23 protein-coding genes and 1 riboswitch are annotated in these 24,720 nt (G+C 37.3%); of the genes, 17 read left to right on the forward strand and 6 right to left on the reverse strand.

Features of this window, described 5'->3' with window-relative positions; genetic code table 11:
* Window positions 1-67: 67 nt before the first annotated feature.
* The 7 genes from atpD to IGI80_RS13020 all read left to right on the forward strand — a co-directional run bounded on the left by atpD (window position 68) and on the right by IGI80_RS13020 (window position 5,599).
* Complete coding sequence (atpD, locus tag IGI80_RS12990) at window positions 68-1,474, forward strand: F0F1 ATP synthase subunit beta (protein ID WP_002356558.1); 1,407 nt, start codon at window positions 68-70, stop codon at window positions 1,472-1,474.
* Window positions 1,475-1,490: 16 nt separating this feature from the next.
* Window positions 1,491-1,910 carry a F0F1 ATP synthase subunit epsilon gene (locus IGI80_RS12995; RefSeq protein ID WP_002356559.1) on the forward strand — a complete coding sequence of 140 codons (420 nt, stop codon included), beginning with the start codon at window positions 1,491-1,493 and terminating at the stop codon, window positions 1,908-1,910.
* Window positions 1,911-2,098: 188 nt separating this feature from the next.
* A complete protein-coding gene (locus tag IGI80_RS13000) occupies window positions 2,099-2,335 on the forward strand; it encodes a DUF1146 family protein (protein WP_002356560.1) in 237 nt (78 codons plus the stop codon).
* Window positions 2,336-2,437: 102 nt separating this feature from the next.
* Window positions 2,438-3,739, forward strand: a complete 1,302-nt coding sequence (murA, locus tag IGI80_RS13005) for a UDP-N-acetylglucosamine 1-carboxyvinyltransferase (RefSeq protein WP_002356562.1) — start codon at window positions 2,438-2,440, stop codon at window positions 3,737-3,739.
* A gap of 13 nt (window positions 3,740-3,752) precedes the next feature.
* Window positions 3,753-3,929 (forward strand): DNA-directed RNA polymerase subunit beta, encoded by a 177-nt coding sequence (locus tag IGI80_RS13010; protein ID WP_002356564.1) that lies wholly within the window; start codon window positions 3,753-3,755, stop codon window positions 3,927-3,929.
* Between the two features lie 127 nt (window positions 3,930-4,056).
* Window positions 4,057-4,425, forward strand: coding sequence for a PTS glucitol/sorbitol transporter subunit IIA (locus IGI80_RS13015; RefSeq protein WP_002356567.1), 369 nt, complete (start codon window positions 4,057-4,059; stop codon window positions 4,423-4,425).
* Between the two features lie 4 nt (window positions 4,426-4,429).
* Entirely contained in the window at window positions 4,430-5,599 is a 1,170-nt protein-coding gene (locus IGI80_RS13020; RefSeq protein ID WP_002381494.1) for an AI-2E family transporter, read from the forward strand.
* Between the two features lie 61 nt (window positions 5,600-5,660).
* On the opposite strand, the gene IGI80_RS13025 is transcribed toward IGI80_RS13020, so the two are convergent.
* The gene (locus IGI80_RS13025) at window positions 5,661-6,287 is read right to left on the reverse strand and encodes an FMN-dependent NADH-azoreductase (protein WP_002367152.1); all 627 of its coding nucleotides are present in this window, start codon (window positions 6,285-6,287) and stop codon (window positions 5,661-5,663) included.
* A gap of 300 nt (window positions 6,288-6,587) precedes the next feature.
* On the opposite strand from IGI80_RS13025, the gene licT reads away from it, so the two are divergent.
* The 10 genes from licT to manA all read left to right on the forward strand — a co-directional run bounded on the left by licT (window position 6,588) and on the right by manA (window position 19,349).
* On the forward strand, window positions 6,588-7,430 hold the full coding sequence (licT, locus tag IGI80_RS13030; RefSeq protein ID WP_002359608.1) for a BglG family transcription antiterminator LicT: 843 nt from the start codon (window positions 6,588-6,590) through the stop codon (window positions 7,428-7,430).
* A 162-nt stretch (window positions 7,431-7,592) separates the two neighbouring features.
* On the forward strand, window positions 7,593-9,473 hold the full coding sequence (locus IGI80_RS13035) for a beta-glucoside-specific PTS transporter subunit IIABC (RefSeq protein ID WP_002388379.1): 1,881 nt from the start codon (window positions 7,593-7,595) through the stop codon (window positions 9,471-9,473).
* A 24-nt stretch (window positions 9,474-9,497) separates the two neighbouring features.
* Window positions 9,498-10,943 (forward strand): glycoside hydrolase family 1 protein, encoded by a 1,446-nt coding sequence (locus IGI80_RS13040; RefSeq protein ID WP_002362575.1) that lies wholly within the window; start codon window positions 9,498-9,500, stop codon window positions 10,941-10,943.
* Window positions 10,944-11,124: 181 nt separating this feature from the next.
* On the forward strand, window positions 11,125-11,694 hold the full coding sequence (locus IGI80_RS13045; protein WP_010824830.1) for a guanylate kinase: 570 nt from the start codon (window positions 11,125-11,127) through the stop codon (window positions 11,692-11,694).
* Window positions 11,695-11,840: 146 nt separating this feature from the next.
* Window positions 11,841-12,518, forward strand: coding sequence for a TetR/AcrR family transcriptional regulator (locus tag IGI80_RS13050; protein WP_002359614.1), 678 nt, complete (start codon window positions 11,841-11,843; stop codon window positions 12,516-12,518).
* Between the two features lie 20 nt (window positions 12,519-12,538).
* On the forward strand, window positions 12,539-14,266 hold the full coding sequence (locus tag IGI80_RS13055) for an ABC transporter ATP-binding protein (protein WP_002356575.1): 1,728 nt from the start codon (window positions 12,539-12,541) through the stop codon (window positions 14,264-14,266).
* Window positions 14,263-16,131, forward strand: a complete 1,869-nt coding sequence (locus IGI80_RS13060; protein ID WP_002362577.1) for an ABC transporter ATP-binding protein — start codon at window positions 14,263-14,265, stop codon at window positions 16,129-16,131. The genes IGI80_RS13055 and IGI80_RS13060 overlap by 4 nt, the downstream gene beginning before the upstream one ends.
* A 162-nt stretch (window positions 16,132-16,293) precedes the next feature.
* Window positions 16,294-17,163 (forward strand): VOC family protein, encoded by an 870-nt coding sequence (locus tag IGI80_RS13065; RefSeq protein ID WP_002356578.1) that lies wholly within the window; start codon window positions 16,294-16,296, stop codon window positions 17,161-17,163.
* Between the two features lie 129 nt (window positions 17,164-17,292).
* Entirely contained in the window at window positions 17,293-18,336 is a 1,044-nt protein-coding gene (locus IGI80_RS13070; RefSeq protein ID WP_002397094.1) for a serine hydrolase domain-containing protein, read from the forward strand.
* Between the two features lie 41 nt (window positions 18,337-18,377).
* Window positions 18,378-19,349: a mannose-6-phosphate isomerase, class I gene (manA, locus tag IGI80_RS13075; RefSeq protein ID WP_002359619.1), complete on the forward strand. Its 972-nt coding sequence runs from the start codon at window positions 18,378-18,380 to the stop codon at window positions 19,347-19,349.
* A gap of 55 nt (window positions 19,350-19,404) precedes the next feature.
* On the opposite strand, the gene IGI80_RS13080 is transcribed toward manA, so the two are convergent.
* The 5 genes from IGI80_RS13080 to IGI80_RS13100 form a co-directional block, all read right to left on the reverse strand.
* Window positions 19,405-19,950, reverse strand: a complete 546-nt coding sequence (locus tag IGI80_RS13080; protein WP_002359620.1) for an ECF transporter S component — start codon at window positions 19,948-19,950, stop codon at window positions 19,405-19,407.
* Entirely contained in the window at window positions 19,947-20,927 is a 981-nt protein-coding gene (locus tag IGI80_RS13085; RefSeq protein ID WP_002359623.1) for a nucleoside hydrolase, read from the reverse strand. The genes IGI80_RS13080 and IGI80_RS13085 overlap by 4 nt, the downstream gene beginning before the upstream one ends.
* 77 nt (window positions 20,928-21,004) lie before the next feature.
* Window positions 21,005-21,049, reverse strand: a riboswitch (PreQ1 riboswitch).
* Between the two features lie 114 nt (window positions 21,050-21,163).
* Window positions 21,164-21,856: a type 1 glutamine amidotransferase gene (locus IGI80_RS13090; RefSeq protein WP_002356583.1), complete on the reverse strand. Its 693-nt coding sequence runs from the start codon at window positions 21,854-21,856 to the stop codon at window positions 21,164-21,166.
* A complete protein-coding gene (locus IGI80_RS13095) occupies window positions 21,846-23,198 on the reverse strand; it encodes a Mur ligase family protein (RefSeq protein WP_002356584.1) in 1,353 nt (450 codons plus the stop codon). Before IGI80_RS13095 ends, IGI80_RS13090 begins: the two co-directional genes overlap by 11 nt.
* 659 nt (window positions 23,199-23,857) lie before the next feature.
* Window positions 23,858-24,496: a helix-turn-helix transcriptional regulator gene (locus IGI80_RS13100; protein WP_002381503.1), complete on the reverse strand. Its 639-nt coding sequence runs from the start codon at window positions 24,494-24,496 to the stop codon at window positions 23,858-23,860.
* Between the last annotated feature and the right edge of the window lie 224 nt (window positions 24,497-24,720).

Genomic DNA, 24,720 nt, shown 5'->3' on the forward strand with positions numbered 1-24,720 from the left:
CTTACGTTTGAACGTTTATAAAAACGTTCAAAGCGTGTGACTTTATGAAGACTGGAGGAAAGAAATTATGAGTTCAGGAAAGATTGTTCAAGTAATCGGTCCCGTTGTTGACGTGGAATTTTCATTAGATCAATCCTTACCCGATATTAACAACGCTTTAGTCGTTTATAAAAATGGCGAAGCAAAACAAAAAGTAGTACTTGAAGTCGCTTTAGAACTAGGTGATGGAGTGATTCGTTCTATCGCCATGGAATCGACAGATGGTTTACAACGTGGAATGGAAGTTATCGATACAGGAAAATCAATTTCAGTTCCTGTTGGTAAAGATACATTAGGTCGTGTGTTTAACGTTTTAGGAGACACAATTGACTTAGAAGCGCCATTCCCTGCAGATGCTGAACGTAGTGGGATTCATAAAAAAGCGCCAGCATTTGATGAATTAAGTACCAGTAATGAAATTTTAGAAACAGGGATTAAAGTTATTGACTTATTAGCACCTTATCTAAAAGGTGGTAAAGTCGGACTTTTCGGTGGTGCCGGTGTTGGTAAAACCGTCTTAATTCAAGAATTAATTCATAATATTGCCCAAGAACATGGAGGGATTTCCGTCTTTACTGGTGTTGGTGAACGGACACGTGAAGGGAACGATCTGTACTATGAAATGAAAGATTCAGGCGTTATTGAAAAAACAGCCATGGTTTTTGGTCAAATGAACGAACCGCCAGGTGCACGGATGCGTGTGGCCTTAACTGGGTTAACGATTGCTGAATATTTCCGTGATGTGGAAGGACAAGACGTGCTATTATTTATTGATAACATTTTCCGTTTCACCCAAGCCGGTTCAGAAGTTTCTGCCCTTTTAGGTCGGATGCCGTCAGCCGTTGGTTACCAACCAACCTTAGCGACTGAAATGGGACAATTACAAGAACGGATTACTTCAACGAAAAAAGGATCAATTACCTCTATTCAAGCAATCTATGTTCCAGCCGATGACTATACCGATCCAGCGCCAGCAACAGCGTTTGCCCATTTGGATGCAACAACTAACTTGGAACGTAAATTAACCGAACAAGGGATTTATCCAGCGGTAGATCCGTTAGCTTCATCTTCTAGTGCCTTGGCTCCTGAAATTGTTGGAGAAGAACACTACGAAGTGGCTACCGAAGTGCAACATATTTTACAACGTTACCGTGAATTACAAGATATCATCGCTATTTTAGGGATGGACGAATTATCAGATGACGAAAAAGTACTTGTTGGTCGCGCACGCCGTGTTCAATTCTTCTTATCTCAAAACTTTAACGTTGCTGAACAATTTACAGGTCAACCTGGTTCTTATGTACCAGTTGCGGAAACAGTTCGTGGCTTTAAAGAAATTCTTGAAGGTAAACATGATAATCTGCCAGAAGAAGCCTTCCGTAGTGTCGGTAAAATTGAAGATGCCATCGAAAAAGCGAAACAATTAAACTACTAGAAAGGCGGCAAACACAATGGATAGTCTTACTGTGAATGTAGTAACGCCTAATGGTCTAGTTTATGACCACCATGCAAAAATCGTTGTGGCGAAAACAACAGATGGTGAAATTGGTATTTTACCAAAACATGCGCCAATCATCGTTCCGCTAGCGATTGATGAAGTCCGCATCAAACGGACCGATTCAGATACACATGTTGACTGGGTAGCTGTAAATGGTGGTATCATGGAAGTCCGTGATAATGTCGTTTCTATTATTGCCGATAGTGCCGAACGTGAACGAGATATCGATGTACCTCGTGCTGAACGAGCAAAACAACGAGCAGAACGTTTAATTGAAGAAGCCAAAGCAAAAGACGACCGCGATCAACTACGTCGTGCGACTGTTGCTTTGCATCGTGCAATCAACCGGATCAACGTATCGAAACATGGGTAAAAAAGGCTGAAGGATTCAGTCACTTTTGTAGAGTTTAAGGCGCTTGCTATTGAGTCAGGTGCCTTAAACTCTATTTCTTCGTATTTTTTAATAAATAGTGTCAAATTTTGGCATTTCAAGTGGATTAATTATCGGTTTTTATTATTTTGTGATAAAATGTTCCTACGTTAGAAAAAAGGAGGCTCCTTATGCAATACTATGGAGTAGATGCTATTGTTCGAATCGTTAGTCATCTTATGTTCATTTACATAAGTTTTTGGGCGTTGCAATCATTGCGTATTGAGCAATTTTTCAAAACCCAATTTACACCGCAAATTAGAATGCTGATGGTATTTTTCGCCATCGCTATCGGATACACAGTTAGCTCGTTTGCTTTAGAATTGATTGCGCTTTGTCGAAATCTTTTCATTGTGTATTTTCCTTAAAAATTGAAAAATAAAAAAAGGTACAATTTTTAGTTGAATAATGGTATAATAGTAAAGATTTTGAATAGGAATACCTATTCTCATTTTTTTGGGGGGAACAAAATGGAACAAATTATTGTTCATGGTGGTAATACAAAATTAGAAGGAACTGTAAAAATTGAAGGCGCCAAAAACGCTGTTTTACCAATTTTAGCAGCTACTCTTTTAGCTGAAGAAGGCGTTACTACTTTAAAAAATGTACCAATTTTATCTGATGTATTTACAATGAATCAAGTAATTAAGCATTTGAATGTAGCCATTGATTTTGATGAAGACGCGAATGAAGTAACAATAGACGCAACACAACCTTTAGGGATCGAAGCAAACTATGAGTACGTTAGTAAAATGCGTGCTTCTATCGTTGTAATGGGACCTTTATTGGCTCGTAATGGCCATGCCAAAGTGGCAATGCCAGGTGGCTGTGCCATTGGAAAACGACCAATTGATTTACACTTAAAAGGCTTCCAAGCATTAGGTGCAAAAATCATCCAAAAAAATGGTTATATTGAAGCAATTGCGGATGAACTAATCGGTAACACTATTTACTTAGACTTCCCAAGTGTCGGCGCTACGCAAAACATTATGATGGCTGCTGTTCGTGCGAAAGGAACAACTATCATTGAAAACGTTGCTCGTGAACCTGAAATCGTTGACTTAGCAAACATTTTAAACAAAATGGGTGCCAATGTTATCGGTGCTGGAACAGAAACGATGCGTATCGAAGGCGTCGATAAATTACATGCCGTAGAGCATTCAATCGTTCAAGATCGAATTGAAGCAGGTACGTTCATGGTAGCTGCAGCAATGACTGAGGGCAATGTTTTAATTGAAGAAGCAATTTCTGAACATAATCGTCCGCTAATTTCTAAATTAACTGAAATGGGTGCAATCATTGAAGAAGAAGAAAACGGCATCCGTGTAATTGGACCAAAACATCTAAAACCAACAGATGTTAAGACAATGCCGCATCCTGGTTTCCCAACAGACATGCAAGCGCAAATGACAGCGATCCAAATGTTTGCTGAAGGAACAAGCATCGTGACAGAAACAGTCTTTGAAAATCGTTACCAACACTTAGAGGAAATGCGTCGAATGAACGCTGACTTAAAAATTGACGGCAACATTGCCGTTATTAATGGCGGCAACGAGTTACAAGGAGCAGCAGTGGAAGCCACTGATTTACGGGCAGCTGCCGCATTGATTTTAGTAGGGTTACGTGCAAATGGCATTACACGTGTCTCTAATTTGAAATATTTAGATCGTGGCTATTATGAGTTCCATAAAAAACTTCAAAAATTAGGCGCGAACGTTGAACGTGTCAATGATGAAAAAATTGAAGAAAAACAAGCAACGACAGTAATCTAAAGGAGTCAAACGTATGAGTTCATTTCGTTATATTTTAGTAACATTATTGAAAATTCTAGTGGTCATTTCGTTAGTCATTATCTTATTTGTTGTGGGAACAATGATTGGTTATGGTTTGATTGGAAATGGGAATCCAATGGATGTCTTTGATGAAAAAATTTGGACTCATATTATGAACTTCTTTAAATAAAAACTTATTTTAAGGCGGTGAACAAAAGTCAATTGACGATTGTTCACCGCCTTTTCTTTTTCCTGAATATCTATTTTATTCTATGCTATAATAATAGAAGTAAGATAATGAAGGAGTGGGATGGAAGATGCAAGCAACCGTAACAGAAATAGGCAAACATGCAATCGATGATTCAGAAAAAATGATTATTCTTTTTGGAGAAACTGCTACCGATACCTTGAAGCAACATGCAGTTATTCAATCATTCCCAGAAAAAGACCAAGTTACCTTGGCAGAAGGAGATCATCTGAAAATTGGCGATACAAACTATACAATTACAAAAGTGGGTTCTTTTGCCAATAGTAACTTGCAAAGTATCGCTCACAGCACTTTAATCTTTGCTGATGCACCAACCGATGAGGATGATGTTATCCGAAATGGTGTTTATTTAACGCCCCATCAGTTACCAAAGATAACCATTGGAACAACAATTGATTATTTAGTAAATGGAGCGTGAATCAATGGATAAAAAACAAACGACTGATAAACGCCTGTCTTGGTTTTGGCGTTGGTTTTTAAATAATCAAGTAGTAACAGCCTTACTGATTGTCTTATTGGTGCTGTTAATTATTCTAACTTTTACGAAAGTTTCTTATTTATTTAAGCCCGTCTGGCAGTTTTTCGGCGTTGTCGGCTTACCAGTAATTATGGCGGGGATTTTATATTATTTATTAAATCCAATTGTCGATTATTTAGAGAAAAAACAAATCTCACGTGTCTGGAGTATTATCGGCCTATTTATTTTAATTGTGGCACTACTCATTTGGGGTGGTATTGTAATCGTTCCTAAAATTCGTGAGCAATCTGTCAGCTTTGTGAATCATTTTCCTCAATATATTGATACAATTGATCAAAAATCGCAGGAAATATTAAGTGATCCACTTTTCGCGCAATTTAGAGAACAACTTGAAGCGGCAGGCGATAAAGTTGTCAGTTCGTTAGGTACCATCATTAAAAACGTCTCAACGTTCACAGTACAAGGAATTGGTAATTTCTTTGGGGCGGTGGCTACGATCTTTGTCGCCATCATTACGATGCCGTTTATTCTATTTTATTTACTGAAAGATGGCAAAAACTTAGCGCCATATTTAATGAAGTTTTTACCAGTGAAGATGCGTAAACCAACCTTAAAAGTTCTTGCAGAAGTCAATGATCAAGTCTCTTCTTATATTAGAGGACAGTTAACTGTCGCTTTCGCAGTGGCAATTATGTTTATGATTGGTTTTTCTGTCATTGGCTTAGATTATGCAGTCACTTTAGGTATTGCAGCAGGCTTTTTAAATTTAATCCCTTATTTAGGGTCATTTTTAGCCATGATTCCAGCAGTCTTTTTAGGAATTGTCAGTGGGCCAGCTTTGTTAATTAAAGTCTTGATTGTTTTTGCCATTGAGCAAACGGTCGAAGGTCGGTTTATTTCACCACTTGTCCTAGGCAGTCAGTTATCCATTCATCCAGTCACCATTTTGGTTGTTTTATTAACGTCTGGTAAACTATTTGGGATTGTCGGGGTGATTTTAGGAATTCCTGTTTATGCCGCAGCTAAGGTGATAATTACACACATTTTTGAGTGGTACCAAATCGTTTCCGGTTTGTATGATGAAGATAAGCCAGATCAACAAGAATCTACGTAACAAAAGAGACAAGCAGTGAACGAACTGCTTGTCTCTTTTTGATGTAAATCACTCGGAAAATTTAGAATGTTTTACCGTATTCAGTTGCTTTGGTCATGGCAGTATTTAAAAGTTCTTCCGCGCGATCAGGGAAATGATCGATTCCTTCGATGAATAATCCGTCAACTTGATCAACGCCAATAAAGTTTAGAATCGCTTTAATGTATTGAGAAGCAAAATCTTTTCCTTCGTAGAAGCCGCCATTTGATTGGATGTGTAAGGCTTTTTTACCACTTGTTAGAGGTTTTGGTCCTTCTGCAGTATATTGGAATGTTTTTCCAGCAACGTTGATTGTATCTACCCAAGCTTTTAAGCGTGTCGGTACGTTTAAGTTCCACATTGGATTAGCAATTACTACTTTGTCTGCAGATAAAAATTGATCAGTTAATTCATTAAAACGAGCCACTTTTTGTTGTTGGTTTTCGCTTAATGTTTCAAACGCTGCGCCAGCGCGAAGTGCGCCCCAAGCAGATAATAATTCTTCATCGATTTCCGGCATGTTTGTTTCTGGTGCATAAACATCTAAAATTTCGATTTCGTCTGATGGATTTGTTTCACGGTATGAAGCTAAAAATGTTTCTAACGCACGAACTGAGCGTGATTCTTCTTTTGTTAATGGATGTGCTTTAACAACTAATAATTTTGACATTGTGTAATCTCCTTAAAATAAATAGTTTAAAAATTCAACATCTCTATTTTACTAATAAAAAGTAAGAGAAAGCAAGTCTTTTTTTACTTTTAGTAAACTTTTTTTTAAAATGGATCAACAGAGTAAAAAATAAATAAAAATATTTTTTTGGAAAGGCTTGCATATTAAAAAAAAGCATGCTATTATTACTTTGTAAATAAGGATTGTTACTGCTTTGCAGGCAAAACCAGAGTCTTCCATTAACACAATCAGTGGAGGGATTCTGGGCTTTTTTTATAAAAAAGTGAGGTTGCATTCATCATGAGGATTGAAAAAGTTTTAAATAATAATGTCGTGCTTTCAAGAAATGAGCAAGGCGAAGAAATTGTTTATATGGGACGCGGCTTAGCCTTTCAAAAGAAGATTGGAGACACGATCAATCCAGATTATGTTGAAAAGGAATTCGTGTTAAAGGACTCCGCTATGGCAGGGCAATTCCAGCAGCTGTTTGAAGACGTCCCTACCAAAGAAGTAGAAGTCGTCAAACAAATCGTTGATTTAGCAGAAACAACGCTAGCGATTGAGCTTTCATCAAATATTTATTTAACTTTAACGGATCATATTCACTATGCGTTACTTCGAGCCAAAGAAGGAATTGATATTCCGAATCCTCTTGTATTCGAAACACGCAAATTTTATCCTAAAGAATTTGAAATCGCAAAGCAAGCATTAGCGATTATTGCTGAAAAGCTAGGAGTTCAATTTTCAGAAAATGAAGCGGGCTTCATTGCTTTTCATATTGTGAATGCTGAACAAGGAAATGGCAATATGGAAGTTACCATGGAAGCAACCAAGATGGTTCGTGATATTTTAACGATTATTAGTCGCTACTTTGGACAGGTGTTTGATGAAGATTCATTGAACTATCAACGAATTGTTACACATCTTCAATATTTTGCGCAACGTTATTTAAAACAAGAAGCGCATGATGAGGAGGACGAATTTCTTTTTGCATTGGTCCAAGGAAAGTATCCTAAGGCGTTTCAAGCGGTCCAACGTATTAATGAGTATTTATTAAAAAGCTATGATCGACCAATTGATCAAGCGGAAATGATTTATTTAACCATTCATATCCAAAGAGTGGTCAATGATAAAAAAGCATAACAACCAATAATCGCGGATTGTTACTGATAATGCAGGCAAAACCTAGATTGAAAAAACCGATAACGATTTTCGCAGACTGCGCAGCTGTGAAGAGAAGGATCTGGCTCTTTTTCAATGTAGGTTTTTTTGATATTAAAAATTAATGGAAATGAGGATCTAGAGATGAGTAAAAATCAAGAAATTGCAGCACGTGTGTTAAAAGCTGTTGGGGGCGAAGGCAACGTTAATAGTGTTGTTCACTGTGCTACACGCTTACGTTTTAAATTAAAAGATGAAAATAAAGCAGATACTGCTGCATTGAATGCTGACCCAGATGTTATTCAGGTAGTTCAAAGTGCAGGACAATATCAAGTGGTTATTGGCAGTCACGTTAGTGATGTCTATAAGGATTTGATGGCCAACAGTGGACTAGGTAATGATTCTGATAATAGAGAAAAAGAAAGTGGCGGAAATATCTTTAACCGTTTAATTGATATTATTTCTTCTATTTTTACACCGTTTTTAGGTGCAATGGCCGGCGCTGGGGTTCTAAAAGGCTTCTTAACATTGGCTGTAACTATGGGCTGGTTAGCTGACACTTCAGGCGTATATCTTGTTCTCTTTTCGATTGCAGATGGTTTATTTACTTTCTTACCAATTATGTTAGCGTTTACGGCTGCTAAAAAATTCAATACTAATCCCTTTTTAGCGGTTGCTTTGGCGATGGCCTTAGTTCATCCCAGCATTACTGCTTTAGCAGGCAAAACAATTAGCTTTGCTGGTCTTCCAGTGATTATTGGGCCAAGTGGCTATACTTCTTCGGTTTTACCAATTATTTTGGCTGTTTTTGCACAAAGTTATGTAGAACGTTTCTTCAAAAAAGTAATTCCGAGTTTTCTACAAATTATCTGCGTTCCGTTAGCTGTTTTCCTTATTATGGCACCTGTTACCTTCTTAGCTATTGGTCCTATCGGGACGGTCATCGGCGATTGGTTGGGACAAGGATACAACGCAATTTACGCTTTTAGTCCAATTATCGCAGGGTTATTAATGGGTTCGTTGTGGCAAGTCTTGGTAATGTTTGGTATGCATTGGGGCTTTGTACCAATTATGATGTTAAACTTAACACAAGGTGGCGATACGATGGTACCAATGTTATTACCAGCCGTTATTGCACAAGGCGGGGCTGCTTTAGCTGTCTTTTTCCTAACAAAAAATGTGAAACTAAAAGGTTTGGCTTTGTCTTCAAGCATTACAACTATTTTTGGAATTACTGAACCAACTGTATATGGCGTGACTTTACCATTGAAAAAACCATTTATTGCAGCTTGTATTGGTGGCGGTATCGGTGGTGCATTTGTAGCTATGAATCACGTGAAAAACTTTACGTTTGGTTTGGTTAGTATGTTGAGCTTACCTGGGTTTATTCCTGCAGAGACAAAAGATACTGCACCGATGATTACTGGTGCAATTGGTGCTGGAATTGCCTTTATCATTGCGTTTGTCTTAACGTTTGTCTTACGTTTTGAAGATCAACCTAATCCAGAAACAGAAACTGAAAAAACAGCAACTGATAAGGTGGTGGCACCTGTAAAAACGAATCAAGAAGACAAAATTATTTTAGCAAGTCCACTTCAAGGTGAAATTTTACCGCTAGAAAAAGTACAAGACCCTGTTTTTGCGTCAGGTGCTTTAGGAAAAGGTGTTGCAATTGAGCCGACTGAAGGCAAACTGTATGCACCCGCAGATGGTGAAATCACCACATTATTTCCGACAGGACATGCTGTTGGCTTGACGACAACAGAGGGCGTTGAATTATTAATGCATATTGGCATGGATACGGTCGAATTAGATGGTAAAGGCTTTGAATTATCAGTGAAACAAGGTGATTCTGTTAAAAAAGGAGATTTGCTGGTTACTTTTGATATTGCTGCCATTAAAGAAGCTGGTTATCCAGTAGTTACACCGATTGTGGTAACGAATACGAATGATTATTTAGATGTTTTGGATATGAACCAAACAGACGTGTTACATGGTGAAGACTTTTTAGCCATTATTAAATAAAAGACAATTGGAGGAGGAACAAGTATGACAACAACGACAAAATTTCCAAAAGGATTTTTATGGGGCGGTGCAACCGCAGCCAATCAATTAGAAGGGGCTTACTTAGCCGATGGTAAAGGGTTATCTGTGGCAGATGCGATGCCTGGAGGAAAACAACGTTTCGCTATTTTAGGAGATGAAGCGTTTGATTGGACGATTGACGAAACGAAATATCGCTACCCTAATCATACAGGAATTGATCACTATGATCGCTTTAAAGAGGACATTGCGTTGTTTGCTAAAATGGGCTTCAAATGTTATCGATTTTCAATTGCGTGGTCGCGTATTTTTCCACAAGGAGATGAAACACAACCGAATGAAGCCGGCTTGAAATTTTATGATGCGGTTATCGATGAATGTTTAAGCTATAACATTGAACCAGTAATTACGATTTCTCATTATGAAATGCCACTGCATTTAGCGAAAGAATACGGCGGGTGGAAAAATCGTCAATTAGTTGACTTTTATGAACGTTTTGCGGAAACTGTTTTAACACGTTACCACCAAAAAGTTAACTATTGGATGACATTCAATGAAATTAATTCAGCGTTCCATTTCCCAGCACTTAGTCAAGGATTGGTGAAAAGCAATGGAGCCAATGATTATCAAAACATTTTCCAAGCCTGGCATAATCAATTTGTTGCAAGTAGTAAAGCTGTAAAAATTGGCCATGAATTAAATCCAGAATTACAAATTGGATGTATGATTATTTATGCCACAACGTATGGCATTGATTCGAATCCAGTCAATCAAGTTGCTACAATGATTGAAAACCAAGAGTTTAATTATTATTGTACAGATGTTCAAGTTCGTGGTGAATATCCAGCATACGCAGAACGCATGTATCAAAAATATGCTGTGAAAGACTTAGTTATTGAAGAAGGAGATTTAGAATTATTAAAAGAATACCCAGTGGATTACATTGGCTTTAGTTATTATATGTCGACTGCTGTCGATGTTACTGGTACTACCAACGATACAGCAAATGGGAATCTTTTAGGCGGCGTTAAAAATCCCTTCTTAGAAGCAAGTGAATGGGGTTGGCAAATTGATCCCGAAGGCTTACGAATTGCCCTAAATGAATTATATAATCGTTATCAAAAACCTTTATTTATTGTGGAAAACGGCTTAGGTGCAATTGATAAAGTAGACGAAAATTTCTATGTGGCAGACGACTATCGGATTGATTATTTACGTCGTCATATTGAAGCAATGGCAGAAGCAGTTGCAGACGGCGTCGATTTAATGGGCTATACGCCGTGGGGCTGTATTGATTTAGTCAGTGCTTCCACAGGTGAAATGAGTAAACGGTATGGGTTTATTTACGTTGATTTAGACGATGAAGGAAATGGTACTAAAAACCGTTATGAAAAAAAATCGTTTAATTGGTACAAACAAGTTATTGAAACTAATGGACAAAACTTAGACTAGTTATTGTAATTAAACAAAACAAGATAAGCGTAGTAGGTTGTTGCTTCTGTTCCCGCCGTTTATTAATTTTTAAGCTTGGGCCAAAAATCCAAAGTGATTTTTGGCCCAAGCTCTTTTTTGTCAATTTTTCAAAATAGTGCACAATACGTTATAATAGAAACAACTGAGAGGAGCGTTTCTAATGATTAAGCAATTACAACATCCATTTTTTGTTATTATGGGTCCTAGTGGTTCTGGCAAGACCGCAATTACAAGTAAGGTTTTTCCGAAAAACTATAAAGTTATCTCGCATACTACGAGGAAAAAACGATTGGATGAAGTGGATGGTGTGGATTACTATTTTGAAACAAAAGCAAGTTTTCAAACCTTGATTGAAACCAATCAGTTAGTGGAGTATGATTTTTACCATGGAAACTATTACGGTGTCGGTGTAGCTGCCATCGTTGAAACAACGAAAGAGCATCCAGCCTATAATGCGTTAACTTTTCCAGGCTTTCAAGCGGTCTTTGAGCGTTTCGGCGAGTCCGTCATTCCAGTTTTTTTTGACGTTTCAAAAGAAAATATTTATCAACGTTTAAAACAACGAGAATCTGATCCTAAAATTATTGAAGAACGTTTAAACCTTTATGATCAAGAAATTCTTATCAAAAACCAATTGGAACAATATCCTAATTATCAACGAATAGATGCCAATGGACCTATAAAAGAGGTCGCTGACTTGTTACAAGAATGCATCAAACACTATTATTAATCAAGCAACTGGTGAGACAGAATCTAACATCAATTTTGTCTTGCTAGGTGCTTGATTTTTTTGTAAAAAACTTGCATTCTGAATAGAGAGTGCTATAATGACATGATGTCATATGACAATGTGTCATAAAAGGGAGGAACACAAATATGCCTACGAATACGTTTTTTCATTTGCCAGAAGAAAAGCAACAACGCTTATTAGATGCTGCGCAAATTGAATTTTCGCGCCATTCTTTACAAGAAGCGTCAATTGCAAATATTGTTAAATTAGCGGAAATTCCGCGCGGTAGCTTTTATCAATATTTTGAGAACAAAGAAGATTTGTATTTTTATTACTTTGCGACATTAAGAAAAAATAGTGAACGAGATTTAGAGAAACAAATTATTGCGGAAGATGGCGATTTAATCGAAGCCATGGATGTCTATTTCTCCAAAATGATTGTCGAAGTGCTAACTGGAGAGAATGCTTCTTTCTATCGGAATTTATTTGTCAACATGGACTATCGTGCTTCACGTCGGGTGACGGATAATTTAGCGACTGGGGAAGAGGAAAAAAATAGGAAACAGCACTGTCATAAGCATAGAGGAAGAAAAGGCCATGCTGCCTATGCAGAACATCTTTATCAAATAATTGATCGTTCGAAATTAACCATTGAAACGCCAAAAGAATTCACATGGTTCATGCAGACGGCGATGCATGCCGTTTTCTCAACAATTGTTGATGGGTATCGTCAACAAAGAGAAAATACCGCCTATGATTCAACTGAAGCAGTCAAACAATTAAAAATGAAATTAAATTGGTTGAAAAATGGCGCTTATAAGTAGCAAAAAGGAGGAGAAGTTAGTTGATTAAACTAGTCAAACGGATGTCATTATGGTCGGTCTTTGCAGCGGTTTTATTTATGATCGTGCAAATTATCGCAGATTTATATCTGCCCACATTAACATCTAATATCATTAATGACGGTGTTGCTAAAGGAGATATTAACTATATTTGGAGTACAGGAGTTGTCATGTTAGGCTTTTCTTTGATTAGCATTGTCGCTTCTATTGGAAATACCTTTTTTGCCACCAAAGAATCACAAAGTTTAGGTAAAAAATTACGGACTGATATTTATCGAAAAGTTGAAAATTTTTCTAATAATGAATTTGACAAATTTGGGACAGCTTCGCTAATTACACGAACAACCAATGATGTCAATCAGATTCAAATGGTTATGCAAATGTTTTTACGTTTAATGATTAACGCACCTTTAACGTTAATTGGTGCAAGTTTTATGGCGTATAACAAGGACCCACAATTAACGAAAATTTTTCTATATGTTTTACCAATTATGGCTGTTTTAGTGGGAGGTATCATGTTTTTAGCGGTTCCGTTATTTAAGAGCATGCAAAAGAAAACCGACCGTTTAAATTTAGTTTTTCGTGAAGGACTGACAGGAGTTCGTGTGATTCGGGCCTTTGGCAAAGCAAACTATGAAGAACAACGTTTTGATGAAGCCAATAAGGATTATACACAAACGGCGATTAAAGTGAATACGATTGTCGCTTTGATGATTCCTTTAATGACACTCATTATGAGTGGTACCAATATTGCAATCACTTGGTTTGGCGGTCATTATATTGCGGAAATGCAACTAGAAGTAGGGAACTTAATCGCCTTTATGACTTATGCCATGCAAATTCTGATGAGTTTCATGATGCTATCCATGATTTTTGTCATGGTACCGCGGGCGCAAGCTTCTGCTGATCGGATTAATGAGGTGCTAAATACTGATTCAGAAATCAAAGATGTACCCAATCCAGAACTACTCTCTCTAAAAGGCGACAAAGCAACATTGGCGTTTGAACATGTTAATTATCGTTACCAGCATGCTGAAAACTTAGCACTGGAAGATATAGATTTTTCAGCAAAATCTGGGGAGACGGTCGCAATTATTGGTGGGACAGGTTCTGGGAAAACAACGCTAGTTAATCTTTTACCACGTTTTTATGATGTTGAATCTGGCAAGATTTTGCTAAATGGTAAAAACATTAAAGATACGTCACAGCATAATTTACGAGAAATGATTGGCTTTGTACCGCAAAAGGCTGTTTTATTTACAGGAACGATTCGTGAAAATATGCAATACGGCGCCCCAAATGCGACCGATGAAGAAATTTGGCAAGCCTTAGAAATCGCGCAGGCGAAGGCGTTTGTTTCAGAATTGGCAGAAGGTTTGGATAGTCATGTCGAACAAGGCGGCGGTAATTTTTCTGGCGGACAACGCCAGCGGTTGGCTATTGCTCGTGCTTTAGTAAAACCAGCAGATGTCTATGTTTTTGATGATTCCTTTTCTGCATTGGATTTCAAAACAGATGCTAATTTAAGAAAAGCCTTAAAAGAGCAGATGACGGATGCAATTGTCGTTTTAGTGGCCCAACGTGTAAGTACGGTTATGGAAGCATCGACAATTTTAGTATTAGACGAAGGAAAATTAGTTGGTAAAGGAACGCATGAAGAGTTATTAGCGAATAACCAAACGTATCAAGAAATTGTACATTCTCAATTGAGAGAGGAGGACCTTGCATGAGTAGTCGACCAAAAGGCGGACCAATGGGCGGTGGACCAGGACGCAACATTGGCGCAAAAGGGCCAAAACCAAAAAATTTCTGGAAAACAGTGAAACGTTTATTTCGATACATGTCTAAACGAATGCTGTCAATTATTGCTGTCTTAGTATTAGCAATCGCAGCCGTCGTTTTCCAAATTCAAACACCAAAAGTATTAGGACAGGCGACAACTGAAATTTTTAAAGGCGTCATGAAAGGCGCTGCTGAAATGAAACAAGGCTTAAAAATAACATCTTTTCCAATTGATTTTGACAAAATCGGTCAAATTTTATTAATTGTTATTGCCATGTACCTTATTTCTGCTGTCTTTAATTTCTTGCAGCAAGTAATTATGACACGTGTTTCACAGCGAACAGTTTATGAATTACGTCAAGAATTAGAAGCGAAAATGAACAAAGTTCCAATTTCCTATTATGATACTCATAGTAATGGGGACATTATGTCGCGGGCAATTAACGACATGGATAATATTGCGAGTACTTTACAACAAAACTTAACCCAATTAATTACCAGTATCGTGACATTTGTGGGTGTACTTTGGATGATGCTGACCATTAGCTGGCAGTTAACACTAATTGCCTTAGCAACAGTGCCATTAAGTTTAATTGTTGTGATGGTTGTGGCGCCTCGCTCGCAAAAACATTTTGCGGCTCAACAAAAAAGCTTAGGATTATTGAATAACCAAGTCGAAGAAACCTACGGTGGTCACGTAGTAGTAAAAAGTTTCAACCACGAAGAAAGTGATCAAGAAGTATTTGAAAAAGAAAATGAAAAATTATATCATGCTGGTCGCAAAGCACAATTTATTTCAGCGATCATTATGCCTTTAATGAACTTTATCAAAAATCTAGGCTACGTGTTTGTTGCAGTCCTTGGTGGCGTAAAAGTAGCGAATGGTATGATGGATTTAGGGGATGTCCAAGCATTTCTTCAATATACCAATCAATTTTCACAACCGATTACTCAAATCGCTAATTTAATGAATACAATCCAAGCTACGGTGGCTTCGGCAGAACGTGTCTTTGAAGTATTAGATGAAGAAGAAATGGTGGATGAACCTTCTGGCATACCAGTGGAAACAGATAGTCCTTATCGTGTTTCTTTTGAACATGTTGCTTTTGGCTATTCACCAGAGAAATTATTAATGAAAGATTTCAATTTAAATGTTAAACCTGGGGAAATGGTCGCAATCGTGGGCCCAACAGGTGCTGGGAAAACAACCCTAATTAACTTATTGGAACGCTTCTATGATATTAGTAGCGGCAGCATCAAATATGATGGCGTAGATACGCGCGATTTATCTCGCGAAGAGTTGCGAGCACACTTTTCAATGGTTCTTCAAGATACTTGGTTGTTCACTGGAAGTATCTATGACAATATTCATTATGGTAATGACCAAGCGAGCGAAGAAGAAGTGATCCGTGCGGCGAAAGCAGCCCATGTGGATGATTTTGTCAGAAAATTACCAGAAGGCTATCAAACGATTCTAAATGAAGAAGCCAGCAATATTTCTCAAGGTCAACGACAATTAATTACAATTGCTCGAGCATTCTTAGCAAATCCAGACGTTTTAATTTTGGATGAAGCCACCTCAAGTGTGGACACTCGAACAGAAATACTGATTCAAGCAGCAATGAATCGTTTATTGGAAAATCGGACCAGCTTTGTAGTCGCTCATCGCTTGTCGACTATCCGTGATGCCGATACGATTATCGTTATGGCAGAAGGTTCAATTGTAGAAACAGGAACCCACGATGAATTAATGGCGAAAAACGGTTTTTATGCTGACTTATATAACAGTCAGTTTTCAGAAGAAGTAGCCTAAAAGGCGTAGCAAAAAAATAGTAATTCATGATGAGGCTTCAGGAACCATAGTCGTAAAGACTGGTTCCTAAAGCCTTATTTTTTTGACAAAAAGTTAGCGAAATTGAAAAATTTCTATTTTCTTTTGAGAAAAACAGGATATTACTTGATGAAATAGCAAGAGATGTATAAAATGGGAGAGAAGAAAATGGAGGTAACAGAAAAAATGACTGAATTTCAATTAGAAAAAGCTGCGACATTAAAAACAATTGCCATTCGTGCGAAAAAAGTTGGCGAAATGGTCGACTTTTATAAAAAAGTAATGGGTTTTGTTTTAAAGTCAGAAGAAAATAACCTGTCTATCTGGGGTACACGTGAAGCAGGAACGCAATTATTAATTTTAGAAGAAACTAGAAAAGCCGAAGATTTTCATAATGAAGAAAAGCAAATGGCTTATTTTTCAATTAAAGTTCCTACGGAAAAAGAATTTTTACAAATTGCTCAACGAGTGCTTGAGCAAGACTACCCAATTGATGAAAGTTTCCAAATTGGCACACGACAAAGCATGTTCATTACTGATCTTGAAGGCAATCAATTTGAGATTTTTCACGATGAAGCAACAGCAAATTCGACTTCTGAAAAGCAACCAATTGTGCTTAAAGATCTTATCAGTGAGGACTTAGAGCCACATCAAGGGTTAGCCGCTGGCTCATATTTAGCGCATGTGCAATTAAAAACAAACAATCAAAAAGAAATAAAAGCATACTATGAGGAAGTTCTGGGTTTAAAACGCAATGAAAAAGATCAATTTGTTTTAGAAGATGGCAAAGCAACTATTGGATTCCAAAAACCTGAAACAAGTGAAGTGGATCAATTACCTGATCCACACTTAGGTTTAGATTTCTTTACCATTAAGCTCTCTGATCAAGACCATATTTTAGCAATAGAGCAACAATTAACGGCAAAAAATCAAGAGTTCTTTATTGACCAGAAAAAAGCAATTGTCACTGTGTTTGATCCAATTGGCTTGGAATGGTGGTTTGTCTTAAAATAAACGCTTAGACAGACAAAATAAGCTTGTTTTAGCAAGTCTGGAATAAAGTCGGAATAAAAGTTTAACGCTACTTTTGTTCGGAACTTATTCTAGACTTTTCCTTTAATATTAAAAATAGAAGGTGAAAAAATGTACGAAAAAACAAAGTGGAAAATTCAAAAAATGATGAAAAAAGGTGTTTTTTCGGGGGCTAGTTTTTGTTTCATTGAAGGTGAAAAAGAGGAGAGCAATTGTTGGGGACTGGCACAAGTAAAACCCACCAAAGAACAATTAACCTCGGCCATGCTGTTTGATGTGGCTTCTTTAACCAAAGTAGTCGGCACCACCACCGTTATTTTGCAATTAGTGGAAGAAGGAAAAATTATTCTAGATCAATCATTACAAACTTATTATCCCTCTTTTCAAGATTCTAATATTACAATCCGGCATTTGTTGACACATACGGCAGATTTACAAGGCTATATTCCTAATCGTGATCAGCTGAATGCCCAAGAATTAAAAGACGCCTACAATCATTCATTTCACGCAGGCAAAGCAATAGGTAAAAAAGTCGTCTATACAGATGCAGGGACTATTTTATTAGGCTTTATGTTAGAAGAAATGTTCCAACAATCAATGATAGAAATTTTATCTGAGCGAGTATTGCTTCCTTTAGGGATGAACGAAAGTACGTTTCTACCAAAGAATCCTTTAAACTGTGTGCCAACAGAATTACATGAACAAAGAGGGTTGATTCGAGGTGCAACCCATGATCCTAAGGCATTCGTTTTACGGGAACATGCAGGGAATGCTGGCTTGTTTAGCAATGTCTATGATTTAACAAAATTTGTTCGAATGTATTTAAATCGAGGCAGTTATCACAATCACCAATTCTTGAAAAAAGAGACAATTGATTTGTTACTAGTTAACCAAGTGCCAGCTGCAGATAAACCACGTTCTCTAGGCTGGGATTTTAAATATGATGTAGCTACGCAACGGCCATTATTATTCCATACAGGCTATACAGGCACTTTTTTGCTAATTGATGTGCAACAACAATCAGCGTTTATCTTTTTATCTAATCGAGTCCATCCAGAGGACCACCGGAACACTTATATCGAAGAAAGAGATCAGTTGTTGGCAACCTATTTAAAAGAGAAATCATCAGTTTCAGATGAAATGACTAGTTTTTAGTGATATAATGAGAGCGAATTCAATTTGGGAGGTCACAGTCAATGCAAGAACCATTATTTTTACAACCTGTTTTTCAAGAAAAAATTTGGGGCGGCAATCGTCTACACACGCTATTTGGTTTCGATTTACCGAGCGATAAAATTGGTGAAGATTGGGCAATCAGTGCACATCCACATGGCGTTAGTACTGTTTTAAATGGCGAATTTAAAGGAAAAAAATTAGATGAATTGTGGGCAGACCATCAAGAGTTATTCGGCCATGCAGGTGGCGCTGTCTTTCCATTATTAACGAAAATTTTAGATGCTGAAGATGATTTATCCGTGCAAGTTCATCCTGATGATGCATATGGCCAAAAACATGAAGGCGAGCTAGGCAAAACTGAATGTTGGTACATTATTGATGCAGAACCTGGCGCTGAAATCATTTATGGACATCACGCGAAAACAAAAGAAGAACTTGCAGAAATGATTGAAGAAGGTCGTTGGGACGATCTTTTAAGAAAAGTACCAGTGAAAAAAGGCGATTTTTATTATGTACCAAGCGGCACTATTCATGCCATCGGCTCGGGTATTTTAATTTTAGAAACGCAACAAAGCAGTGATACTACGTATCGGGTTTATGATTATGATCGAACAGATGATCAAGGAAAGACCCGGGAATTGCATATTCAACAATCCATTGATGTGACAACCGTTCCGGCGAAGGATCCTGACCTCTCTATTCAACAAGAAAATCAAGGACAATCAAGCATTGTTACTTATGTAAAAACAGATTTCTTTAATGTCTATGAGTGGCGTGTCAGTGGGATTCTAAAAGTCAAAAAACAAGCACCTTATACATTAGCAACAGTTATTGAAGGTGTGGGTCGATTGATTACAGAAGATGCTACAAAAGCAGATGTGGCTACTTTTGATTTGAAAAAAGGCGATAGCTTTATCTTTCCAACAGATATTCCGAGCTGGCGTTTTGAAGGTGATTTAACGATTATAGCTTCAGAACCTGGCAGTCGCTAAAAAAATGAGGAGATCATCAACAGATGATTTCCTCATTTTTTGGCATTAAAACAGTTTATTTTGTTATAAAGGAACGTTTAGGTAAGGCAGCGATAACAGCTGTGACGATGATGACTGATAGCAGACGATCCCCGTAATCTGTTATCAATTGAACCAACAGGACGCTTGCTAACTGATTTAAGCCTAAACCATATAAAAATTGGACAATTATGCTGGAGCCAGCAGAAGTAATTCCACCAAATAAACAAACTGTGATTAAGGAAGAAATCACTGTTCCTGGTATCGTTAACCACAACGTTTTAAATGGTAATTTGGTTACTTTTAACTGCTGATGAAGGAGCAAACCTGCTAAAATTCCTGTGCAGAGTTGGACAGGTGAATAATACAGAGAAAAGATATCCGTTGTCAATCCAGTTAGTAGACTTGTTAAAATACCTGTCAGTGCGCCAAAGAGTGGGCCTAATAACGCACCTGTAAAAATAGTTCCCGCACTATCAAGATAAATTGGTAAACGAAGGAGTAACGCAATGGTACTGCCAAGGTAATTTAAAGCAACACTAAAAGCGATAATTGTAATGATTCGTGGTGTTATTTTTTTCATGGTTGTCCCATCCTTAAATTTTTGAAATCTCTTTCGATCTCATCTATTTGTACATTTAAAAGAATGGATAGAAACTTCACGAAAAACTGTTGACTATCAACCGTAGTCAAGACATGACAATTAGCTGGTTGCTGCTGGAAATGATACTGATCGATCATTGATTGCCCCATAGCAATGCCGTCAGGAACAATTTGTCCGTAACTGGAAAAGCCTTGGCAGAGCGCAGGATCAATAAAATAAGCAACCGCTAAGGGATCGTTGATAACACACCCTAAAATACGTTCATATTTCCAATGAAAATCAAAATAAAATTGAGTAATCTCAGCGAGGTAATTCCCCATTTTGGGGTTGAGTCGTTGACAATAATTGAGAATTGTTGGTGTAAAAACAATTTCTCGTGTGACATCTAAGCCGACCATTTCGATTTTTGCACCTAATTTCTCAAAAACCCAAGCTGCTGCATCAGGATCACACCAATAATTAAATTCTGCAACAGGAGAGCAATTGCCGTGGCTTTTAAAGGTACCACCCATTGAGACAAAACGTTGAAGATTTCGCCCCAGAAGAGGTTCTTTTTTTAAAGCCAAAGCAATATTTGTTAAAGGACCAAGGGCAATGATTGAGCAATCGGTAGCTTGTTGAAAGGTTTGTGCTAAATAGTCAGCAGCGGAAAGCGCTTGTGCTTGGATTTTGCTAGTTCTGGGGAAATATGTTTCACCTAAACCATCCATGCCATGTGTATCTTGTGCACTAACAAATGGCCGTTTTAAAGGGCTAGCAGCCCCTTGGTAGACAGGAATATCTAAGCGATTAACTTTTTCCAAACATTTAAAAACATTTTCCACGCCAATCTCCACAGGGACATTTCCACAAACAACGGTAATCGCTTGGACATCTAGCTCTGGTGAAGCAAGTGCATACAAGAGAGCAAGCGTGTCATCAATTCCGGGATCACAATCAATAATTACTTTTTGCATTTTTTCCAATCCTCCTTTTTCGTTAACTACAAATGATAACTCTTGTTAAAAAAGCTATGACTTGAGTTAGTATTGAGAGATACTTAGTTTTTTATTCTGGGAAGTTTCCGAACCAGTCCGAGAAATTCTCGATTTTAAATGCACCTCTTTATCTTACTATATTTTGTAAAGATGTAAATAGTTGTCGGAGAAATGAAAAAGAATCTAGTCCTATATGTAGGAACTAGATTCTTCTTTTATTTATAAAGCGTTTCAGGAATAGCGATCGGTTCACCATATTTTTTCTCTAAAGCGGTCCGAATTAACCGAATCCCTAGATTTTTGTTGCGTGCTAAGATTGGACCGTGGAAGTAGGAGCCAAACACATTTTTATAGACAACGCCTTCGCCATTATCTTGACCGTTATTGCCTTTGCCTTGTTTGACTGTTCCTAAAGGTCGTTCACCTTCGCCTAAAAAAGTCATGCCATTATGATTCTCAAAACCATAATACGTTTCATCGAATTCTTCATTATAAATTTCGATATCACCAATGAAACGATTGTTGTCTTGGCTCAAAGTGTAATGATCTAATGCACCGATTCCTTTAATTTTTTCGCCTTGTGCGCCGACATAGTAATGTCCTAGAAGTTGATAACCACCACAGATAGCTAACAAGACGCCGTCATTTTCAATATAAGAAGTCAAAGCTTCTTTTTTATTCTGAATGTCTTCTGAGATGATCAGTTGCTCGAAGTCTTGACCGCCACCAACAAAGACTAAATCATATTTTTCGGGATCAAACGGTTCGTAGATACTGATAATTTCTGATCGGAAGGTAACGCCCATTTTTTCGGTTAAATATTTAAGCATCAATAAATTTCCGTTATCTCCGTAAGTATTTAATAAGTTGCCATATAAATGACAAACGACTAATTCTTTAGACACCATTCATTCCCCCTTGAATATACCCTTGGGCTGTTAATGATTTTCTTAATTGCAAAACAGCAGTATAGGTTGCCAAAATATAGACATGATCTGTCGGCAACGTTTTAATTTCTGAAATTACTTGCTCTAAATCAGCAATTTCTAGTAATTTTTCTTCAGGAATACCCGCAACTTTTAAACGCAAGGCCATATCTTCATGGCGATCACCGCCAGCAATTACTTTTGGAATGTCCATATCAGCAAAGGCTTCATGATTACCATCCCAAATCCAACTGACATCAATTCCATCTGCATAATTAGCATTTAATAATGAAACCAGCGAGAAAGAGTAAGGGGCTAAGCCCATCATATCAATGACCTGATTTAAACCAACGGGATTTTTTACTAAAACTAACGTACATTCTTTATCGCCAACTTTAATGGTTTCTTGACGCCCAAAAACTTTTTCATCATAAGCTAAGCCTGCTCGGATTTTATCTGGTGCCACCTGATAATATTCTGCTACCGCTGTGGCCGCTAGCGCATTATAAACATTATACATCCCACCAACAGCAATGCCGTATTCTTCGCCATCAATCACAAAATCAGCAGATGTATTATCCATCCGGACCATTTCCGTTAACTGCACATCCAATTCAGGGCGTTTGAAGCCACAATTTGGGCAATAGTAATCACCTAAATTAGCATACGTAATCATTTTATAATGAAGAATATGATTACATTTTGGACATAAAACCCCATCTGTATTGTAATGAGCCAATTGCTCTTTCGGTGGTAAATGATTAAATCCATAGTATTTGCGAGGATTTACAGTTTCTTTTGAATTAAAAATTGGCGAATCACCATTGCACAAAATAGTTGCTTCAGGAGCAGCGGCGGCGCCTTCCATAATTAAGCGATAGGTCGTATAAATTTCACCATAGCGATCCATTTGGTCGCGGAAAATATTCGTAAAAACAAATAATTTTGGTTGAATATATTTAGTGACACGGCTTAAACTTGCTTCATCAATTTCTAACACCGCAAATTTCTTTTGTCCTTTTTTCGCCTTGGCATTTAAAAAAGTAGAGACAATTCCTTGCTCCATGTTAGCACCAGTTGGATTTGTTAATACCTCATCAAATTCTTGGCGTAAAATGTTAACAGTTAAAGCAGTTGTCAATGTTTTACCGTTCGTTCCAGTGACTACGACAATTTCATAGTCTTTTGCCAATGTATCTAAAATTTTAGGATCGATTTTTAGGGCTAATTTCCCTGGGTAGCTACTGCCGCCTTTAAAAAATGTTTGTAAAACCCATTGCGAAGTTTTTCCTGCAGCAATTGCTAAATGACTTCGAATCCCCATTTGTTGTCCCCCAATTTCTATATCTTTAATTTTTCGTTATTTTAAATTAAACTCAATCTATCATACCATAACTAAAATAAAAAATTAATTCCTTTTACTTTTTCTTACTATTATTTAAAAAGTCTTTTAGAAAAAGTAGAATAGTGAAGGAAAAAAGAATAGGGCCTGGGACAAAAATCACTTTGGATTTTTGTCCCAGGCTTAAAAAAACTGATAAACGGCGGGAACAGAAGCAACACTCCGCGTTGCTTCGATCTCAACAACTTCTAAGGTGTTTTCTCGACATGCGTCTCGTCACAGTACAGCCTTCAAAAGAGCTACAGCTCTAAGAGTTGCGATGTTTCACTGTGAAGAATGAACAGATGAAATCATCGTACCTACTTGGTGAAGGTCCTTCGGAAATAAGCCGAAATTGTTGAGAATCACGAAGAACGTAGTGATTCGATGATGAACAATACCTACTTGGTCTCCAAAAATTAAAGAACACCGGGTAGGTATCATGCAACATCAACTCGTACCTCGTTGTGTTTTATGACAATTTTCGGAAATTCCATCTTATTGCTGAGAAACACTATTTGCAAAGTAAATAGATGTTGAACAGTACCTACGTGGTTCTTGGAGTTAAACACTTCTGTCCCGACCTCCATCGATTTCCATTTTTATTTCGCATCAATATAACTGTATAGCGTATATTTAGAAATATTGAAGAAGTTAGAAACTTTGTCCCCAGATTTAGTGACTAAGAAGGCGCCTTTATTATTTAAAAATTGAATACACTTGATTTTATCGTCCTTCGTCATTAATGGGACCGGCTTGCCAACTAATTTGACTGATTCGTGAATTAAATCGTCTAACAACTCATTAACATCCTGAGGAATGTAATCAGGGTCTTTATCTTCTTCAGGTTCTGCAGTGGAAATCAAAGATTTTAAGTTTGACTCTGCAGCAATCAATGTAGTGATGTCGTAGTTAATAGCAAAAATACCATCGAGTTGACCATTCTCATCTTTAAAATACATTGTACTAGATTTTAAAATACGACCATCATGGGTACGGGTTAGATAGTTAATATGATCATTCAACTCACTGGGATCTTTTTTTAAGGCTTCTAAGACTACTTGAGAAGGTCCATCGCCCAGATGACGAGAAGAGACATGACCATTTTCAATGGAAACAATAGAATTGTTAATATTGTCTTCATTGATTTGGTGGATAACGACTTCGCAGTTTTCCCCAAATTGACCAGCTAAACCTTTAGCAATTTGTGTTAAAAAAGTAAGTTTTTCGTCGGATAACATAAATAAGCTCCTTTCTAATGTGCCTGGCACAAACAGTTTTTATAAGATTGTGTCAAATTTAACATAATATTTTTAAATGGAATAGGCAGGGCTAAATCCTTTAATGTCGCGTACTACCTGTTCTGAAAAATAATGATAGCATGATAAAAATAATAATACAAGATAACGGCTGTCAAAATTCTAAAAAATATTTTTTAGGTAGCATTGTTTTTTTTAAGGTAAGG

It is taken from the genome of Enterococcus sp. DIV1420a (assembly GCF_051712165.1).
GTDB classification, from domain to species: Bacteria; Bacillota; Bacilli; order Lactobacillales; family Enterococcaceae; genus Enterococcus; species Enterococcus faecalis.

Coding starts and splice junctions, on each gene's coding strand:
- atpD (WP_002356558.1), top strand. CDS start 68: ATGAGTTCAGGAAAGATTGTTCAAGTAATCGGTCCCGTTGTTGACGTG.
- IGI80_RS12995 (WP_002356559.1), top strand. CDS start 1,491: ATGGATAGTCTTACTGTGAATGTAGTAACGCCTAATGGTCTAGTTTAT.
- IGI80_RS13000 (WP_002356560.1), top strand. CDS start 2,099: ATGCAATACTATGGAGTAGATGCTATTGTTCGAATCGTTAGTCATCTT.
- murA (WP_002356562.1), top strand. CDS start 2,438: ATGGAACAAATTATTGTTCATGGTGGTAATACAAAATTAGAAGGAACT.
- IGI80_RS13010 (WP_002356564.1), top strand. CDS start 3,753: ATGAGTTCATTTCGTTATATTTTAGTAACATTATTGAAAATTCTAGTG.
- IGI80_RS13015 (WP_002356567.1), top strand. CDS start 4,057: ATGCAAGCAACCGTAACAGAAATAGGCAAACATGCAATCGATGATTCA.
- IGI80_RS13020 (WP_002381494.1), top strand. CDS start 4,430: ATGGATAAAAAACAAACGACTGATAAACGCCTGTCTTGGTTTTGGCGT.
- IGI80_RS13025 (WP_002367152.1), bottom strand. CDS start 6,287: ATGTCAAAATTATTAGTTGTTAAAGCACATCCATTAACAAAAGAAGAA.
- licT (WP_002359608.1), top strand. CDS start 6,588: ATGAGGATTGAAAAAGTTTTAAATAATAATGTCGTGCTTTCAAGAAAT.
- IGI80_RS13035 (WP_002388379.1), top strand. CDS start 7,593: ATGAGTAAAAATCAAGAAATTGCAGCACGTGTGTTAAAAGCTGTTGGG.
- IGI80_RS13040 (WP_002362575.1), top strand. CDS start 9,498: ATGACAACAACGACAAAATTTCCAAAAGGATTTTTATGGGGCGGTGCA.
- IGI80_RS13045 (WP_010824830.1), top strand. CDS start 11,125: ATGATTAAGCAATTACAACATCCATTTTTTGTTATTATGGGTCCTAGT.
- IGI80_RS13050 (WP_002359614.1), top strand. CDS start 11,841: ATGCCTACGAATACGTTTTTTCATTTGCCAGAAGAAAAGCAACAACGC.
- IGI80_RS13060 (WP_002362577.1), top strand. CDS start 14,263: ATGAGTAGTCGACCAAAAGGCGGACCAATGGGCGGTGGACCAGGACGC.
- IGI80_RS13065 (WP_002356578.1), top strand. CDS start 16,294: ATGTATAAAATGGGAGAGAAGAAAATGGAGGTAACAGAAAAAATGACT.
- IGI80_RS13070 (WP_002397094.1), top strand. CDS start 17,293: ATGTACGAAAAAACAAAGTGGAAAATTCAAAAAATGATGAAAAAAGGT.
- manA (WP_002359619.1), top strand. CDS start 18,378: ATGCAAGAACCATTATTTTTACAACCTGTTTTTCAAGAAAAAATTTGG.
- IGI80_RS13080 (WP_002359620.1), bottom strand. CDS start 19,950: ATGAAAAAAATAACACCACGAATCATTACAATTATCGCTTTTAGTGTT.
- IGI80_RS13085 (WP_002359623.1), bottom strand. CDS start 20,927: ATGCAAAAAGTAATTATTGATTGTGATCCCGGAATTGATGACACGCTT.
- IGI80_RS13090 (WP_002356583.1), bottom strand. CDS start 21,856: ATGGTGTCTAAAGAATTAGTCGTTTGTCATTTATATGGCAACTTATTA.
- IGI80_RS13095 (WP_002356584.1), bottom strand. CDS start 23,198: ATGGGGATTCGAAGTCATTTAGCAATTGCTGCAGGAAAAACTTCGCAA.
- IGI80_RS13100 (WP_002381503.1), bottom strand. CDS start 24,496: ATGTTATCCGACGAAAAACTTACTTTTTTAACACAAATTGCTAAAGGT.